Source organism: Candidatus Njordibacter sp. Uisw_058 (assembly GCF_047730065.1).
Taxonomy (GTDB): domain Bacteria; phylum Pseudomonadota; class Gammaproteobacteria; order Pseudomonadales; family Balneatricaceae; genus Njordibacter.
The window spans coordinates 1,774,042-1,790,385 of sequence record NZ_CP159829.1 but is presented as its reverse complement, the minus strand read 5'-3'; the positions used below and the strand labels follow the sequence as shown (position 1 = coordinate 1,790,385).

Annotated in this window: 16 protein-coding genes and 1 pseudogene; 10 read left to right on the top strand and 7 right to left on the bottom strand. The window is 44.4% G+C overall.

The window, feature by feature from the left end; translation table 11 throughout:
* Window positions 1-36 precede the first annotated feature (36 nt).
* Both ABXT59_RS08400 and ABXT59_RS08395 read right to left on the bottom strand, forming a co-directional pair.
* The gene (locus ABXT59_RS08400; protein ID WP_443635510.1) at window positions 37-729 is read right to left on the bottom strand and encodes a response regulator; all 693 of its coding nucleotides are present in this window, start codon (window positions 727-729) and stop codon (window positions 37-39) included.
* A complete protein-coding gene (locus ABXT59_RS08395; RefSeq protein ID WP_443635508.1) occupies window positions 726-2,366 on the bottom strand; it encodes an ATP-binding protein in 1,641 nt (546 codons plus the stop codon). The genes ABXT59_RS08400 and ABXT59_RS08395 overlap by 4 nt, the downstream gene beginning before the upstream one ends.
* Before the next feature lie 139 nt (window positions 2,367-2,505).
* On the opposite strand from ABXT59_RS08395, the gene ABXT59_RS08390 reads away from it, so the two are divergent.
* The 4 genes from ABXT59_RS08390 (at window position 2,506) to ABXT59_RS08375 (ending at window position 6,929) form a co-directional block, all read left to right on the top strand.
* Window positions 2,506-3,486, top strand: coding sequence for a tripartite tricarboxylate transporter substrate binding protein (locus ABXT59_RS08390; RefSeq protein WP_443635506.1), 981 nt, complete (start codon window positions 2,506-2,508; stop codon window positions 3,484-3,486).
* A 95-nt stretch (window positions 3,487-3,581) separates the two neighbouring features.
* Window positions 3,582-4,043, top strand: a complete 462-nt coding sequence (locus tag ABXT59_RS08385; protein WP_443635504.1) for a tripartite tricarboxylate transporter TctB family protein — start codon at window positions 3,582-3,584, stop codon at window positions 4,041-4,043.
* 9 nt (window positions 4,044-4,052) lie between these two features.
* Window positions 4,053-5,576, top strand: a complete 1,524-nt coding sequence (locus ABXT59_RS08380) for a tripartite tricarboxylate transporter permease (protein ID WP_443635502.1) — start codon at window positions 4,053-4,055, stop codon at window positions 5,574-5,576.
* A gap of 171 nt (window positions 5,577-5,747) precedes the next feature.
* Window positions 5,748-6,929 carry a Gfo/Idh/MocA family protein gene (locus ABXT59_RS08375; RefSeq protein ID WP_443635500.1) on the top strand — a complete coding sequence of 394 codons (1,182 nt, stop codon included), beginning with the start codon at window positions 5,748-5,750 and terminating at the stop codon, window positions 6,927-6,929.
* On the opposite strand, the gene ABXT59_RS08370 is transcribed toward ABXT59_RS08375, so the two are convergent.
* From ABXT59_RS08370 to ABXT59_RS08360, 3 genes and pseudogenes are all read right to left on the bottom strand, one after another.
* Window positions 6,926-7,501 (bottom strand): SOUL family heme-binding protein, encoded by a 576-nt coding sequence (locus ABXT59_RS08370; RefSeq protein WP_443635498.1) that lies wholly within the window; start codon window positions 7,499-7,501, stop codon window positions 6,926-6,928. The genes ABXT59_RS08375 and ABXT59_RS08370 overlap by 4 nt on opposite strands.
* A gap of 188 nt (window positions 7,502-7,689) precedes the next feature.
* Window positions 7,690-8,187: a peptide-methionine (S)-S-oxide reductase MsrA gene (msrA, locus tag ABXT59_RS08365; protein ID WP_443638584.1), complete on the bottom strand. Its 498-nt coding sequence runs from the start codon at window positions 8,185-8,187 to the stop codon at window positions 7,690-7,692.
* Between the two features lie 102 nt (window positions 8,188-8,289).
* Window positions 8,290-9,039 (bottom strand): annotated as a pseudogene (locus tag ABXT59_RS08360) (EAL domain-containing protein); the annotation flags it as partial.
* A 721-nt stretch (window positions 9,040-9,760) separates the two neighbouring features.
* Between ABXT59_RS08360 and rpsA the strand changes: the two are divergent.
* The 6 genes from rpsA (at window position 9,761) to ABXT59_RS08330 (ending at window position 14,813) form a co-directional block, all read left to right on the top strand.
* The gene (gene rpsA, locus ABXT59_RS08355; RefSeq protein WP_443635496.1) at window positions 9,761-11,437 is read left to right on the top strand and encodes a 30S ribosomal protein S1; all 1,677 of its coding nucleotides are present in this window, start codon (window positions 9,761-9,763) and stop codon (window positions 11,435-11,437) included.
* A gap of 129 nt (window positions 11,438-11,566) precedes the next feature.
* Window positions 11,567-12,199, top strand: coding sequence for a hypothetical protein (locus tag ABXT59_RS08350; protein ID WP_443635494.1), 633 nt, complete (start codon window positions 11,567-11,569; stop codon window positions 12,197-12,199).
* 60 nt (window positions 12,200-12,259) lie between these two features.
* Window positions 12,260-12,637: a hypothetical protein gene (locus tag ABXT59_RS08345; RefSeq protein ID WP_443635492.1), complete on the top strand. Its 378-nt coding sequence runs from the start codon at window positions 12,260-12,262 to the stop codon at window positions 12,635-12,637.
* 1 nt (window position 12,638) lies between these two features.
* The gene (locus ABXT59_RS08340) at window positions 12,639-14,036 is read left to right on the top strand and encodes a DNA recombination protein RmuC (RefSeq protein WP_443635490.1); all 1,398 of its coding nucleotides are present in this window, start codon (window positions 12,639-12,641) and stop codon (window positions 14,034-14,036) included.
* Window positions 14,026-14,574, top strand: a complete 549-nt coding sequence (locus ABXT59_RS08335; RefSeq protein ID WP_443635489.1) for a cupin domain-containing protein — start codon at window positions 14,026-14,028, stop codon at window positions 14,572-14,574. Before ABXT59_RS08340 ends, ABXT59_RS08335 begins: the two co-directional genes overlap by 11 nt.
* Window positions 14,575-14,576: 2 nt before the next feature.
* Complete coding sequence (locus tag ABXT59_RS08330; protein WP_443635488.1) at window positions 14,577-14,813, top strand: glutaredoxin family protein; 237 nt, start codon at window positions 14,577-14,579, stop codon at window positions 14,811-14,813.
* Here ABXT59_RS08330 and ABXT59_RS08325 read toward each other — a convergent pair.
* Together ABXT59_RS08325 and ABXT59_RS08320 are read right to left on the bottom strand one after the other, a co-directional pair.
* Complete coding sequence (locus ABXT59_RS08325) at window positions 14,810-15,619, bottom strand: TatD family hydrolase (protein WP_443635487.1); 810 nt, start codon at window positions 15,617-15,619, stop codon at window positions 14,810-14,812. The two genes, ABXT59_RS08330 and ABXT59_RS08325, sit on opposite strands and share 4 nt — an antisense overlap.
* On the bottom strand, window positions 15,600-16,172 hold the full coding sequence (locus ABXT59_RS08320) for a hypothetical protein (RefSeq protein WP_443635485.1): 573 nt from the start codon (window positions 16,170-16,172) through the stop codon (window positions 15,600-15,602). The genes ABXT59_RS08325 and ABXT59_RS08320 overlap by 20 nt, the downstream gene beginning before the upstream one ends.
* Window positions 16,173-16,344 lie beyond the last annotated feature (172 nt).

Here is a 16,344-nt window from a genome sequence, read left to right as displayed (position 1 = left end):
TCTGTTTGAGTTGCACAATAGGTCTAAGTCGCTGTGTTAACACGATTTATATAATCGCTCTGGACGCCCGACACTGCCATAGTGTATTTCGACACTGATCTTATTTAAGCCAACTAAATACTCTAGGTAACGTCTGGCTGTAGTGCGACTGGCACCAATATCACTGCCTATGTGTTCAGCATTAACAGCTTCAGTTTGTGTCGAAATAACCTGTAAAACATTACTTAGGGTGAGTTCATCAATGCCTTTGGGAAGGCGTACGTCAGGATTATTGGGAGCCTGTGTAAGGCGCGGCATTAGGTCATCTAAATCAGTTTGGTCAACTGCAGCGACACCTAAAAGCCGCTCGTGGTGTTGGAGGTAGTTAGTTAAGCTATTTTGCAGTCGTTCAAAGACTAGGGGCTTAAGAATATAATCAAAGACACCTCCATGCAGAGCGGCTTTGAGTACATCTACTTCTTTGGCGGCAGTAATAAGAATAACATCTGTGGCACAATCTTCAGCACGTAAATTGCGTAAAAACTCCATGCCATTGCCACTTGGGAAGTAAACGTCTAGCAGCAACAAGTCAGGTTTGAATACATTAACTAAGGCTTCTGCATCAGCAAGACTATGGGCGATGCCAACTAACTCAAAGCCTTCGATCCGCTGCAAATAGGTTTGTTGAATAATAGCGTTTTGTGGGTTGTCTTCGGCGATGACCACACGGATAGTGTTAGCTTGTGTCATAAACTGGGTGCCTGCTTGGGTAAACTAATCGTCAGTCGACTACCACCTTTTGTGACGTTTTCCATCGCCACATACCCGCCCAAGCGAGCAGCAAGTTTTTGTACCAAATGCAGTCCAATACCATGATCTTCGCCATGTTTTGTACTATAGCCTTTGGTGAAAATTACTGAGTGTAAGTTAGAGTCAATGCCAGGGCCTTGGTCTTCAACTTCGAAGATAAGGTCGGTGCCATAATCTGTCATGGATATAGAGACTGTATTTCCACTAGCATCTGACATTAAGCAGGCTTCCATTGCATTATCAATGATATTGCCTACCATGCTCACTAACTGGTCTCTAGGAATGTGCAATGGGAGGTCACTCATGTGGCTTTCTGGGTCAATATATAACTCTAAACCAAGTTCTTTAGCCCGATTAAACTTACCTAACAAGCACCCTGCAAGAACAGGGTCTGGCACTGTATCCATGAGCAATTTAATCAGCACTTGATGGGCTTGGTTTTCTTGACCAATCAGAGCTAGAGCTTGGTCGGATGCACCGATTTGGATCAATCCAGCGATGGTATGAAGTTTGTTGGTGTATTCATGGGCCTGACTACGCAAGCTATCAGCATATTGTTGTATATGCTTTAGCTCCTGACTGACTAGATCTAATTCATCTTTTGGCCTAAAGCTAGCGACTACGCCAATGACTTGAGTCTGCTTCAACAGTGGCAGTCGATTTACAATAAATGGTTTTTGGTTAAACCAAACTTCTTGTTCAAAGGCAGCTGTAGCAGTGAGTTGGTGATCTAACATAGGGCTATTGGGTATAATAGTACTAATGTTTTGCCCCAACCACATTTTTTCTTTATCCAAGTCAAGAAAATGCAATGCTGCCTTATTAATGGTTGTGACTTCGCCATCAGCATTAGTGGTAATGATTCCCTCGCGCACAGATTCTAGAGTGGCATTGCGCTCTTGATAAAGTTGCCCTATTTGTTCGGGTTCAAGACCAAAAATGGCCTTCTTAAAATGATTGGCAAACCATAAGGCGGTCAATAGGCTAAATCCAAAGCTGGCTAGTATGGCCCACATTAAAGTAGCCCGGTATTTATTAATAACAGCATCTATATTGTCTAGTAGGTAGCCTACGGACACGAGACCAATAATGTCCTCGCCATTAGGTCCAAAAATAGGCGCGCGGGCCCGCATCGACCAACCCAAACTGCCTTTTGCTTTGGATATCACTGCGCGGCCATGGCTTAAGGTTGGACTGATGTTGTCGTTGTCATCATCCATCATCGAAGCGCCTAACTTAGCCGTATTAGGGTGGGCCAAACGTAGGCCCTGCTGGTTGCCGATGACCACAAATCGAGCATCAGTTTGGTTAGCTAAAGTCAGACTTAGTGGCTGTAAATAACTCGAATTATCGGCAAGCACGGCAGAGGTAACCTCTGGCATTGCCGCGATTGTTTTAGCCACATGTAAAGTCTTGAGACCAATTTCGTCATCCAAAGATTGACTCAGGTACTGCATTGCAAACCAGCCAAGCATACTGGTTTGTAATAATGCCATTAAACCCAAAATGAGCATCATTTGGCTTTTAAGCTTGAGTCGCCGAAAGGGTAGTTTCATGGTTTTTGTTGTTATTCTCATGTTCATATTCTACTGAATATTAGGTGTCTTTACTCGTGAACTTTATGACCAAAATAAATTTTACGGCCATAAACTATCCTCTTCATAAAATGCTCGTTAGTCTGCCCCTGCATAAAACAAAAACCATTAAGGACTTACAATGTTAAAAATATTTAAAACTAAGCAACGCATGTTGGTGACTGCGGCCCTGATGACCGGTCTTCTGGGCGCAGGCACAGTCAATGCCAACATTGATTCGATTCACTTCCTTATTCCAGGTGGCGCAGGCGGCGGCTGGGATGGCACAGCTCGTGGCACAGGTGAAGCTCTTACCAATGCTGGACTAATTAACAACGCTTCATATGAAAATATGTCAGGTGGTGGTGGCGGTAAGGCCATTGCACACTTGATTGAAACAGCAGATCAAGCACAAGGTACGTTAATGGTGAACTCTACACCAATCGTTATCCGTTCTTTATCTAAAGTATTTCCACAATCTTTCAGGGATCTAACACCAATAGCAGCCACCATTGGTGATTTTGGTGCTTTCGTTGTTAAGGCTGATTCTAAATATAAGACCTTTAATGATGTGATTGCAGACTACAAAGCTGACCCTCGCTCTGTCAATATTGCTGGAGGCTCCGCCCGTGGTAGTATGGATCACTTAGTCGCAGCAATGGCTTTTAAAGCTGCTGGTGCCAACCCAAATAACGTCAAGTATTTGGCTTTTGACGGTGGTGGTAAAGCCATGGCTAGTCTTTTATCAGGCGAAGCAGGACTGCTTTCAACAGGCTTCAGTGAGGCATTAGCTTTAGCTGCTGCGGGTGAAGTTCGTATTTTGGTGATGACAGGTGATCAACGCTCAGATGCTGCGCCCAATGTACAAACATTAAAAGAGCAGGGTTATAATGCCACTTTCGTCAACTGGCGCGGTTTTTTTGGGGCACCAAGTTTGTCTAATGCACAAGCAGACGAGTATGCTCAAACCTTAGCACAAATGTATTCTACTCCAGAGTGGGAAAAAGTTCGGTCACGTAATGGCTGGACTGAAATTTTCAAACCCCGCGCTGAGTTTGTTACTTTTCTTGAAGAACAAGAGGAAGTGGTGGGTAACCTAATGCGCGAGCTAGGTTTCCTATAATTGATTGATCTCATTGGTTAGTTAATTAGCTTGCGTTTGAGTCAGCAGCCACTAATGCTGGCTCAAACCTTTTTTCATTAATAATGGCATAACCCATGAACTTAACTAAAGACCGCTTTGGCGGGTTATTGTTCCTATTATTATCAGTAACTTATGGTTACTACGCTGCTGATATACCTTTACTCCCAAGGGACAAGTTTGAACCCTTTCATGCCCAAACAATGCCTTACTGGTTATCGGGACTGGGCGTTATTTTTTCCATTCTATTAATTGTTTTAAAACCAGCCACAGTTGCCGAAAACGAGCCACTTTTAAAATCAAATATTCTGCTTATGTTGGGCTTGATGGCCTTCACTTTTACTTTTTCAGTAGTCTTGCCTTGGTTGGGTTTTCCCATCACTACAAGTCTTTTTTTAGCCTCAAGCTATTGGCTTTTAGGCGAACGTAGAATCAAAATGCTAGTGTTTGCTTCGGTCCCTTTTGCGCTTATTTTTTGGTTGCTATTAACCCAAGTACTGGACGTTTATATTGCGCCAGCACGATTGATATTTTGGTAGGAGCGGGACATGTTTGAAGGTATTTTTACTGGCTTATCAACGGCCCTAATGCCATTTAACTTAGTAATGGTGGTGGTGGGTTGTTTTGCTGGAACTTTTATAGGCATGCTGCCGGGTCTTGGGCCTATATCTGCAGTCGCCTTGATGATACCCATAACTTACACACTAGACCCTTCATCAGGCATTATATTAATGGCTGGGGTCTATTATGGTGCCGTATTTGGTGGATCCACATCGTCGATCCTTATTAATGCACCCGGATGTGCAAGTACCTTAGTCACAACCTTTGATGGCTATCCCCTGGCACAAAAAAACCAAGCAGGTAAGGCCCTGGCTTTAGCTGCTTATGCGTCCTTTTGTGGGGGCACTGTGGGTGCAATTATTCTGATATTTGCAGCACCCGCTCTGGCTAGTGTTTCACTCAGTTTTCAGTCGTCCGATTATTTTGCCCTCATGCTGTTAGGTCTCACCTCAGTGGCAGCCTTTGCTGGAAAAGGGCAGGTGATTAAAGCCATGATGATGACCGTATTTGGTTTAATGATTGCAACCGTAGGTAACGATGTTATTACGGGAGCACCAAGGTACACTTTTGGACAAATGGACTTAGTGGACGGCATTAGCTTTTTATTGTTAGCCATGGCGACTTTTGCTTTAGCAGAGGTCATGATGACCATCATGCGTGGCAACATGTTCTCCACGAGTGAAACGATGAAACCCGTGGCCTTAAGCAGTATGAAATTATCACGCTCTGAAATAAAAGAAGTAGCGCCAACGGTGGCTCGGTCTTCTGTATTTGGTTTTATTGTGGGTGTTTTGCCGGGGGCAGGGGCCACTATTGCTTCATTTTTAGCCTATGGACTTGAGCGTAATTTAGCACCAGAGCGATTGCGTAAAATGTTTGGCAAGGGCGCCCTCAGAGGGCTTGCTGCGCCAGAAGCAGCCAATAATGCCGCTTCCACGGGTTCTTTTGTACCCTTGCTTACCTTGGGTATTCCAGGGTCAGGCACTACGGCAATCATGTTAGGTGCCTTAATCGCTTATGGTATTCAACCGGGTCCTCGCTTGTATGTAGATCATCCTGATGTATTTTGGTCAGTTATTATTTCTATGTACTTTGGTAACTTAGTGCTATTAATTTTGAACCTGCCTTTAATTCCTTATATTTCTAGGTTGCTGTCCATTCCTCCACAAATTTTAAACCCATTAATTATTTTCTTTTCCATTATTGGTGTGTATCTGGTGAGTTTTAACACCTTTGATATCCAAATGATGGTGTTTATCACGCTCATGGCAGTCGGTTTGAAATTTCTTAATTTTCCTATGGCGCCCATGTTGCTGGGCTTTATTTTGGGAGGCATGTTGGAAAAGAATTTGAGTCGAGCATTGGTGGTTAGTGATGGGAGCTTTGACTTTTTGTGGAACCGACCCCTGACCCTAACGATTACGTGCATTACCCTAGTTATTTTGTTTCTACCTAGCCTGCTAAAGTTGGGCCGCCAAGTGGGTGTGAAAATGATGAGTGCTGCAGATTAACAAGGTTAAAGTGAGTTAGGTGTTGGGTCATTAATGGGTTATCGATACCAATAATAAAATGGTTTTTCAAGAGCGCTAATGTGGTTTATCATAAGCCCTCAAAAGAGCCTATTCACTGCAACCAACTAGGCTAATTCCGACCCATCTCACACCATCCTTTAGGACACTAACATGGACCAAAAAACACGTGATTTTCCATCGGCCTCAAGACGCCTGCGACTCGGGTTTGTGGGCGGTGGGCAGGGAGCTTTGATCGGTGAGGTACATGCTAATGGTGCGCGCCTTTCAAACCGCTGGGATATTGTTGCAGGAGCCTTATCATCCAACCCAGAACGTGCCAAGGCGTCTGGTAAAGCCTGGTTGTTGGCTGATGACCGTGTTTATTTTGATTACCATGAAATGGCGCAGGCTGAAGCCGCTCGTGAAGATGGCATTGAAGCCGTTAGCATTGTTACTCCTAACCATTTGCATGCGCCGATTGCCAAAGCCTTTATGGATGTTGGCATCGATGTTATTTCTGATAAACCCCTCACTACATCTCTGGAAGAAGCCCTAAATCTTGCTAAGACACAGAAAGAATCTGGTGTCATTTTTGGTGTGACTTATGCTTATTCTGCTCACGTCATGGTTAGACAGGCGCAAGCTATGGTGCGTTGCGGTGATCTGGGCGACATACGCCAAATCCATGTGGAGTACTTTCAGGATTGGGCGATGGACATCACGGACCAGAGTGACGATGCTCCTTGGCGTTTAAATGTGGCTCAAAATGGCCCATCGTTTACGGTGGGTGACATTGGCACTCATGCCGAACATTTAGCTCGTTTTGTGTCTGGTCTGCGCATAGACGCGGTAAGGGCCGACTTTCATGTTACTGGCAAGCCTAAGCATCTGGAGGATACGGCATTCATGCAGTTGCGCTTTGAAGGGGGGGTGCCAGGAACTCTCATGGTGAGTCAGACCGTGGCTGGCAGTCAATGTGGTTTAAGGTTAAGGGTGTGTGGCACTAAAGCCAGTTTAGAGTGGCATCAAGAACAACCTGAATTTCTCCACCTGCGTGCCATAGGGGCCCCTGAGCAAATTATTTCTCGTGGTCATGGTGCGGGTATGAGTCCAGCGACAGAGCGATTGTTGCGCATGCCTCGGGGCCATCCAGAAGCTTTAACTGATGCATGGGCTAATCTGTATCTAGAATTCGCTGTAGCCATTCAGGCGCGCAGAGAGGGCACCGACCTACCCAAAGATTTTTTAGCCTACCCAACCATTGCGGATGGTGTAGATGGCATGCGCTTTGTTGAAGCAGCCATAAAATCAAATCAAACCGAGGCTTGGGTGTCTTGCAGAGAAGAGGCCTAATACTGAACCATAATTTCGTTGCGACGTAAAAAGGGCAGTACCCATGGGGCATCGTAACGTGCCATCTCTGGCTCACTAATAGGTGTAATGCCTTTGTCTTTGAGCCACGCCATTAATTCTGCAATTTTCCTATCGACCTTAATCGGCCCTGCAAAACCTGAAAAGCGAATGGCTGCATAATTTCGGGCCGGCACTTCTCTGATGATCACTGCTGGATTGTTAGGTGTGGGTAAGGTACTGAGAGTGTACTTTTCAGGCATCACAAAATGAACTAACCACTGACCATTTTTTGCTTGCATGCTCACAGGTGCAGTCATATTAATTTGTTCTGATTCCAGCTTCATGCTCACGGGAGCGGTCATCTTAATCTTATTTTTAGCGCTTTCACTAGCGGTGTCACTAGAGGTGTTGTTACCAAAAATATAATTTGCAATGACTTTAAAGCCAGCAGTGCCGGCATCGTCCATATCTCCTCCAACACGGGTCTCTGCCACAATCATTGGCTTGTATGCTCGCAATTCAAATTTTTCAGAGGCTTCAATAACGGTGTATTTAGGTTCTTCAATAGCCATGGTGTATTCCGCAAAAAATATGCAAGTGAAACTTAATAATAACCCCTTTAACATGTCATTAATCCCTATTTAATAGTTGTCGTTCAGTAGGGGCATATATTACCCCCAGATACCCAAATTTAGCTTTTGTTGTTTGTCTGGAAAAACACTTTCTTTAAGCTTTGGTTTGGATGCGTTATCGGTTTACCTTAGGTCTTGGGTAGCACCCAGTCTTTTCTTAGAAAATGGCAGGTATAGCCATTGGGTATTTTCTCCAAGTAATCTTGGTGATGGGGTTCAGCTTCCCAAAAGTCACTCACAGGCTCAACCTCAGTCACTACTTTACCTGGCCACAACCCTGATGCATTGACATCGTTAATAGTGCGCAGAGCCTCCTGTTCTTGTTCTGGTGAAACAAAGTAAATAGCCGACCGATAGGACGGCCCCATATCATTGCCTTGCCTCATGGCTGTGGTTGGATCATGTATTTGAAAAAAGAGTTCTAATAATGTGCGAAAGCTTGTGACTTGGGCATCAAAAATAATTTCAATCCCCTCTGCATGATAACCATGATTTTGGTAGGTCGCATTGGGGACATCTCCACCGGTGTAACCGACTCGAGTTGATATAATGCCGGGTAGGTTGCGGATCAGATCTTGCATTCCCCAGAAACAACCTCCTGCCAGTACTGCGCGTTCATTTGACATTTTTTGGTTCCTAATTGGTGTGTGTTTTCGTTGTGGTGCTGAGTTGGCATATCTGCGCATAAGCCAATGTTCGAGGTCTCCAGCTGACATGGGTTTGGCAATATAATAACCCTGAATCAGCGCGCAATTCATTTGTTTTAGTAGCAGTGCTTGTTGGGCATTTTCCACCCCCTCAGCAATAATTTCAAGGCCAATGTTTTTTCCTAAATCTAGGGTCGACTGCACAATGCTCATGTGTTTGCTGTTGTGCTCCATGCCCAAGACAAAAGACCGGTCTATTTTTATTTGGCTCAAAGGCAGTTGATTGAGCAACGTCATCGAAGAATAGCCTGTGCCAAAATCATCTAAACTGACTCCAACTCCTAAGTCTCTCAGCTTTTATAAAATGGTAATGCATTCAGTGGGATTCCCCATAACCAAATTTTCAGTAATTTCAAGGGTTAAAAAGTGAGCCTCGATGTTATTTTTTTGCAGGTGTTGAGTGATGTATGTGACCAGTTCAGGTTCATCTAAATCACGCGCCGAAATATTGATTTGCAAGGCTAGTGTATTACCAGCGCTGTGCCACTGGCCCAATTGCTTGAGGCTGGTCTCAATGACCCAATGGGTAATGTCCACAATCACGTGAGACTACTCTGCTAATTTTATAAATTCTAAAGGAGCAATAGCGCTGCCATCGGATTGAGGCCAGCGTATTAAACACTCTACCCCCTGCACTGTATTATTATGAATGCTAACTAAGGGCTGATAGTGAAGTTCAAATTCGGTTTCAGTGATTGCACTAGGGAGCCGTGCTATGAGTTCATTATTACGCTCGTTTAGTAAATCACTTGCATGCTGTTGGCGAGTCATGTGAGTAATTTTGTTGATACTGCTCAAACTGAATTGCATCACCAAGGTCACAAATATGCTGCCACCTAGTAATATCGTGGCGACGACAAGGTCAAAAATACTAGCCACGGCTTTATAATAGATGGCTATCGTCATAATTCCGTAGCCCAGAATAAAAAAACTGATGAGGATAATAAGGCAAAGCCAACCCCAGCTTAACTCTCGCTTATAAATAATATAGGCGGGTCGTAAGGATTGGGCGAGTAATGCAATACCCAAGAGCGTAAACGCAAGCGCTATGATTTTGATCATTTTATTGTCATTAGTTTAACAAGAGTTAGATAAAAGAATAGATTTATAGTTTTAAAACACGAGTCTATCACTTTTTTATGGCTCGTTATTGGTTGCAGCCTTGGCCTCGAATTTCTCAGTATTGTCCCTGTCTGACTAAATAACATCAGCCCAAGTTTATGGCTTAAAGCGTCTTTGCTGGGGTGACTCGTTTTTAAACCCTACTTGGCCTAAGTAAAGGGAGTATTGGGAAATGAGCAAGTCCTATCTCGAGTTGATGTATATCAAGGGAAAATGTATAATATCGCGCGCGCAAAATTCGTTAGTGTCATATTAGGCGTCAGTTCCTGACACATCGCGTCCATTTAACTTCCCTGTTGCAACTGACCTTCAGGCTAAACGAGCGTTGTTTCGCGAGCCTTTTTGACTTGCCCAACGTCTGGTATAAAACATGAGCGAAAGCTTTGCAGATCTATTTGAAGAATCCTTAGTAGCTGTTGAAATGCGTCCTGGTGCCGTTCTTACGGGCACCGTGTTAGACATCGACGGTGACTGGGTAACAGTACACGCAGGCCTTAAGTCTGAAGCCATCATTCCTATTGAAGAATTCTACAACGATTCTCGTGAAATAGAAGTGAAGATCGGCGATCAAATCAAGGTGTCTTTAGAAAGTGTTGAAGATGGCACTGGTGAGACCAAACTTTCACGTGAAAAGGCCAAGCGCGCCGAAGCGTGGGATGAATTGCAAACTGCCTTTGACGAAGAAGCGACCATTACTGGCGTTATCAACGGCAAGGTTAAGGGCGGCTTTACTGTTGCCATCAACAACATTCAGGGTTTCTTACCTGGTTCCTTAGTCGATGTGCGTCCAGTACGTGATGTTGATCACTTAGAAGGCCAGGAACTTGAATTCAAGCTGATTAAGCTGGATCAAAAGCGTAATAACGTCGTTGTATCGCGCCGGGCAGTCATGCAAGAAGCGAATAGCGCACAACGCGATGAATTGCTGGCGAGCATTGAAGAAGGTATGGACGTCACAGGATACGTTAAAAACCTAACCAACTACGGTGCTTTCGTAGACCTTGGTGGTGTTGACGGTCTTTTGCATATTACTGATATGGCTTGGAAGCGCATTGCGCACCCAAGCGACATGTTGAACCCTGGAGACGAAATTACTGTTCGTGTTATCAAATTTGACAAAGACAGTGGTCGTTTATCTTTAGGTCTTAAGCAGTTGCAAGAAGATCCATGGGCATCGATTAAAGCCCGCTACCCGAATGGCCACCGTGTGCAAGCCACTGTAACTAACCTAACCGATTACGGTTGCTTTGCTTCTATTGAAGATGGCGTTGAAGGTTTGGTACACGTGTCTGAAATGTCTTGGACTAACAAGAATATCCATCCTTCTAAAGTCGTTAATGTTGGTGACGCTATGGAAGTGATGATCTTGGATGTTGACCAAGAACGTCGCCGTATCTCTTTAGGCATCAAGCAATGTGTGGGTAACCCATGGGCTGAATTTGCTGAGAAGTATGCAGCGGGTGACAAGGTTGTTGGCAACATCAAAACCATCACTGACTTTGGCATCTTCGTTGGCCTAGAAGGCGATCTGGATGGTTTAGTTCACATGTCTGACATTTCTTGGGAAGTGGAAGGCGAAGCTGCCCTTCGCGACTATAAGAAGGGTGATGAAGTGAGTGCAGTGATCTTGTCTGTAGACTCTGAGAAAGAGCGTATTTCTTTGGGCATCAAGCAACAAGAAAGTGATCCATTTAGCGAGTATGCAGCGGCTAATGAGCGTGGCACCATTGTTAATGGTATCGTTAAGTCTGTTGAAGCTAAAGAAGCCGTCATTGAGCTTACTGAAGGCATCGACGCCATCCTAAAAGCTTCTGAAATTAGCATCGATCGAATCGAAGATGCTCGCAACGAACTTAAGGTTGGTGACAGCGTTGAAGCTAAGATTGTAGCTGTTGACCGTCGTAATCGCTCCATTAATTTGTCTATCAAGGCCAAGGATGTAGCAGACGAGAAGCAAGCCATTCGTGATGTTCGCGAAATGGATGTGACTGCTGATGGTCCTACTACTATTGGTGACTTGATTAAGGCGCAGATGGGTAAGCAATAAGCGACTAAAATCTGTACTTTAAAAGGGGAGTGCTTCGGCGCTCCCTTTTACGTTACGTCTTGGTTGTGCCGCCTTTTGTGTTGACAAAAGTGCTAACTAGAGACTTGTTTGAGTATGTGAAAAATTGTTATGAATAACTCCCCAGTAAAGAACTTTTGGCAACTTGTGAGCGGTAATGCCGATCAATTGCTAAGTTTAGTGGATGAAGAATCAGAATTGGCTCATGGGTTACTTGAAGAAGTGCAGCATCAACTGTCAGATATAGATCCTCACTTGACGGTATTTTGTGCGCGTGACGAGTCTGGAACTGGCATAGAACTCGTATTTGGTTGCGATGGGTATAGTCAAAGTATTGATACGGTTTTATTTCTTGTGGCTGCAGCGCCAAAAATAAGTCAGATCAAAGTTCTTGCTTTTAACCCAAGGATAGAAAATATTCCAGAAGCCATAGAAATTGGTGATGCTGTGTTAGAGCTGAATGAGTTATTTTTTGGTTTGCGCAACATAGGTGAAGAATTACATTTAGATCTATACCTAGATGATCTGCCCATCGTTGATGACGCCCCTCAAACTGATGCGGCGCTTATGTTCTTAGATGCAATTGTGGGCGAATACGATCTGATGACCCGAATTCATAGTGTTAACTGGCTAGACTTGCCAGAAGATCCGCTAGATCACGGGCTCAAACCTTTAATTGAGTTGCGCAAACAATTTGATTTGCTGCGGCCAAAGCGCCCCGCATTGGGTGAAGCGCTGCATTAAATTTGTTACCATTGTCCCTCATCAAATTGTCCCTCATCACATTGACACGGAAAGATGCACATGGAACCGATTTATATTTTCACCTTCACGGGTGTGTTTGCCATGGGGGCCACCCTCAGTGCGCGCCAAGTTAGCCATGACGTATTAACCTACAACCAACAAGCTTTTGAAACCTCTGAAGGCAGTGAAGACATGGCTAAGGTGTCAGGTCTCTACCTAGCGGTGGGTAATCTGGCAGCCATCGCACTCATTGCAAGTTTAGTTTATGGTGGCCAAAATCTAACTTGGTGGATTCCTGTTAGCTTTTTAGTCATCACTTTTCCGGCGGCTTACTATATATTGCTGTGCCGCATGCTAAAGCCAAAGCTGGGTAGCCTGCTATACACTGGCTTATCTTTGATAGGTCTGGTGCCGATGGTGCAAGGTTGGATGGTATAAAATGATTGACTATATGGTGTGGGCTTTTGCTGGATTAATGGCTTTAATTGCTATTTATTTTGCGCGGCGCGCTCGAGTTAATAATGATGTCAGTCAAGCGTCTGGCAATGATGCAAACGCTGCAGCGCTGGAGAAATCTATCAGCCAGCAACTCACTATGGCGCAGCTAGAAGTTAAACTTGAGCAAGCACAAGCAGAAGCCGCACTGTTACAAACCCAAGTGCAAGAATCACAACTAAAGCACACCCAAATACAGGCCCAACTGGGGCAATTATCCGTGGACAATGCGAGTTTACAAACTCGGCTTGAAGCACAGCAAGAGGCTCATCAGTTGCAGCAGCAACAGCAGCAGCAATCGCAGCAAACTTTTGATGCCTACCTTAAACAATTTGCTGAGTCTTCCTTGAAACAGCAAGCGCATCAGTTGTCTTCCCAAAATCAGGACCAACTCGGTCATTTACTGAATCCCTTAAAGCAGCAGTTGGGTGACTTTCGCAAGAAGGTTGATGATGTTTATGACAAAGATGCACGTGATCGAGCAGGTTTAACCCAACAAATTAATAGCTTATTAGAGTTAAATAATAAGCTTAGCAGTGATGCTATTAACCTAACTAAGGCGCTCAAAGGTGATAATAAAGCCCAAGGTAATTGGGGTGAAATGGTATTAGAACAAGTATTGGAGCAATCAGGTCTGCGTAAGGATCACGAATACCATAGTCAAGTTAACCTGACGCAAACCGATGGTAAACGCTTGCAGCCAGATGTGGTCATCCACATGCCAGAAAATAAAGATGTGGTAGTGGATGCAAAAGTCACCTTAGTGGCTTACGAGCGATATCAAAATGCTGAAGATGATGCTCAGCGCAGTTCTGCTTTAGCCGACCACTTAGCCTCTGTGAAAGCCCATATCAAAGGCCTCAGTGGTAAATCTTATGAAAGTGCTGAAGGGGTTTCTAGTTTAGATTATGTGCTGTTATTTATTCCGATAGAATCGGCCTATATGTTGGCCTTACAAGCAGATTCAGATTTATTCGTCAGTGCTATGAAGAATAATATTATGTTGGTCAGTCCTGCGACCTTATTAATGGTGCTACGCACGATTCACAACATATGGCGTTACGAAAAGCAGAGTCAAAATGCCAAACAAATTGCCCTACAAGCTGAAGAAATGCATAAAAAGCTGGTTGATTTTGTAACCTCAATGGATCATGTTGGTAGCCACCTTATTCGTGCTCAAGATGCCTATGATATCGCTCATAAACGTTTATCTTCAGGCCGAGGCAACCTCATTAGCCGAGCTCAAAAGATCGTTAATCTAGGGGGCATTCAGCCCAAGAAGGCGCTACCAGAAGCATTAATAGAAAAGGCCAGCGAAGAGGACATGGGCCTTGAGCCTTGATGTTGGAGCGCGCCTTAAAATGGTGCGTAAAAAGCGTGGTCTATCTCAGCGAGAATTGGCTAAGCGGGCTGGGGTAACCAATAGCACCATTTCATTGATTGAACAAAATCGTGTGAGCCCATCTGTGAGTTCTTTGAAAAAAGTGCTCGATGGCGTGCCGATGTCATTGCAATCCTTTTTTGTTGAAGAAATACCTGCGCAGCAGCAAGTGTTTTATAAAAGTCATGAATTGCCAGATATGGGCTCAGGTAAGGTAGCCATGCGTTTAGTCGGTTACAATCATGACCCGCGTTCTCTATCGTTACTGCATGAAACCTATCCTTCAGGAGCAGATACTGGAGTGGATATGTTGCAGCACGAAGGAGAAGAAGCGGGCATCATTATTAGCGGCAGCTTGGAAGTGACCGTGTCAGAGCAAGTGACCATATTACACCCAGGGGATGGCTACTATTTCACTAGCTCCCAGCCTCACCGTTTCCGTAATTTAGACGATCAGCCTTGTGTTCTGGTTAGTGTCAACAACCCTGCCAGCGTTTAATTATGTCGATACGTCAATTGGAATTATTAGGCACGCCAGGTTGTCATCTGTGTGACTTGGCTGAGGCATTAATTGCCGGCTGTTTAGACCTTTCGCAAGTAGAAGTTGAGTTAATTGATATAGCACAAACCGATGACTTGATCGCGCGTTATGGTATTAAAATTCCTGTGTTACGCTGTCCTAAGAGCCAAGCAGAGTTATGTTGGCCGTTTGATGAACTTGCGGTTAAGGCCTTTTAATCCAAACTAAAAAAATCATTTACTGTGACCTCAGTTTGTTGCGCTAGTTCATCTATGGTTTGCCCCCTCAAATGAGCCACACGTTCTAAAATATGTGTCAAATAGGCAGGTTCATTGCGGCTAGATTTTGGTTTTGGGCGCATATCCCTGGGCAAAAGATAGGGGGCGTCTGTTTCTAGCATGAGTCGTTGGTGAGGGATCAGTCTCACGGCTGTCCGTAAGTGTTCTCCTCGACGTTCGTCACAAATCCATCCGGTAATGCCAATGTGAATATCAAGGTCTAAAAGTTGCTTTAAAAAGGTCTCAGTACCAGTAAAGCAATGCAATACCGCTTTGCCAAAACCACTTCGGTATTGCGTGAGGAGCTCTAAAAACTCACCAGCGGCATCACGCTCATGCAAAAATAATGGTAATTGAATGTCTTTTGCCACTTGGAGGTGTTGTTCAAAGCTATCGAGTTGTTGAGTTGGAGTAGAGAAATTACGATTAAAATCTAACCCTGTTTCGCCAATGGCCACCACTTTCGGATGCTGCCACAGCTGAACTAAGTGTTGCCATGACTCTGGGTTATTGTCACTGGCATTGTGGGGGTGGAAGCCGGCGGTAGCATAGCGTTCGCAAGGCAAACTATGGTCTAAGGCCAGGGCCAGTGCTTGTTGGCTAGTGTGGACACAGGTGCCCGTGATAATGTTACGGTATACGCCTGCGCCAAGGCTACGTAGCAAGGTTGCGTGAAGGTCTTTGTGGAAACGAGCATTAGTTAAGTTGACACCAATGTCAGTTATATTAGAACATTTCAACGTCATCAGCTTCAGATTCGTCTGCTGGATCTGGGCTACTAGCATGATAGATGGCAATAGCCTCTTCAATGCTGGCCCCACCCATGATGGACGCAAACATCAAGCGTTCAGATTCCATCGAATAGGAGTCGTGCAGATTAGACTGTAGCTCCATCCATGCCACTGGATCTTGCAATCGGTCTGGGTTTTGAATTAACGCGGACATGTCGTCTAGGCTTTTAATAACATGTCCAAGGCGTTGATCGAGTCGATCAAAAAATTGAAAATCTACAACGGCGTTATTAACCTTCGCTTTTGCAGCTGTTGAGGCGGCCTGAATTAATTCTAGTTCTAATTGGGCTTTGGGCTCGACACTAGAAATAGCAGCGGCTGAATCATGGATGGTTAAAACGTGGTCAGCAATTTGTGCGAATGCACTGCTCAAGGTATCAACATTGGCGTTACTATCACTTAAGCTCGTGCGAATTTGAGCGATGGTTATACCCAACATCGTCAAAGTATCTTTGATGTGGTTAAAGTCACCCAAATCATTGTCTTTATTGAGGCTATCGTCAGTCATTAAATAAGCCTTAGTAAAGCCAATGGTTTCGAGTGGGGCGACATAAATCTGTTAAATCTAACATGGGCAAGATGGTACCACTTGTAGTGACTTGAAATAATCATTCTTTGGTCTTGTTTTACGACCTTTAAGTATCTGAACACCCCTAAGAAACGTTATAATAAGATTAGTT

Coding starts and splice junctions, on each gene's coding strand:
- ABXT59_RS08380 (WP_443635502.1), top strand. CDS start 4,053: ATGTTTGAAGGTATTTTTACTGGCTTATCAACGGCCCTAATGCCATTT.
- ABXT59_RS08375 (WP_443635500.1), top strand. CDS start 5,748: ATGGACCAAAAAACACGTGATTTTCCATCGGCCTCAAGACGCCTGCGA.
- ABXT59_RS08330 (WP_443635488.1), top strand. CDS start 14,577: ATGTCGATACGTCAATTGGAATTATTAGGCACGCCAGGTTGTCATCTG.
- ABXT59_RS08385 (WP_443635504.1), top strand. CDS start 3,582: ATGAACTTAACTAAAGACCGCTTTGGCGGGTTATTGTTCCTATTATTA.
- ABXT59_RS08340 (WP_443635490.1), top strand. CDS start 12,639: ATGATTGACTATATGGTGTGGGCTTTTGCTGGATTAATGGCTTTAATT.
- ABXT59_RS08325 (WP_443635487.1), bottom strand. CDS start 15,619: ATGACGTTGAAATGTTCTAATATAACTGACATTGGTGTCAACTTAACT.
- ABXT59_RS08350 (WP_443635494.1), top strand. CDS start 11,567: ATGAATAACTCCCCAGTAAAGAACTTTTGGCAACTTGTGAGCGGTAAT.
- ABXT59_RS08390 (WP_443635506.1), top strand. CDS start 2,506: ATGTTAAAAATATTTAAAACTAAGCAACGCATGTTGGTGACTGCGGCC.
- msrA (WP_443638584.1), bottom strand. CDS start 8,187: ATGTCAAATGAACGCGCAGTACTGGCAGGAGGTTGTTTCTGGGGAATG.
- ABXT59_RS08395 (WP_443635508.1), bottom strand. CDS start 2,366: ATGAGAATAACAACAAAAACCATGAAACTACCCTTTCGGCGACTCAAG.
- ABXT59_RS08320 (WP_443635485.1), bottom strand. CDS start 16,172: ATGACTGACGATAGCCTCAATAAAGACAATGATTTGGGTGACTTTAAC.
- rpsA (WP_443635496.1), top strand. CDS start 9,761: ATGAGCGAAAGCTTTGCAGATCTATTTGAAGAATCCTTAGTAGCTGTT.
- ABXT59_RS08345 (WP_443635492.1), top strand. CDS start 12,260: ATGGAACCGATTTATATTTTCACCTTCACGGGTGTGTTTGCCATGGGG.
- ABXT59_RS08370 (WP_443635498.1), bottom strand. CDS start 7,501: ATGGCTATTGAAGAACCTAAATACACCGTTATTGAAGCCTCTGAAAAA.
- ABXT59_RS08400 (WP_443635510.1), bottom strand. CDS start 729: ATGACACAAGCTAACACTATCCGTGTGGTCATCGCCGAAGACAACCCA.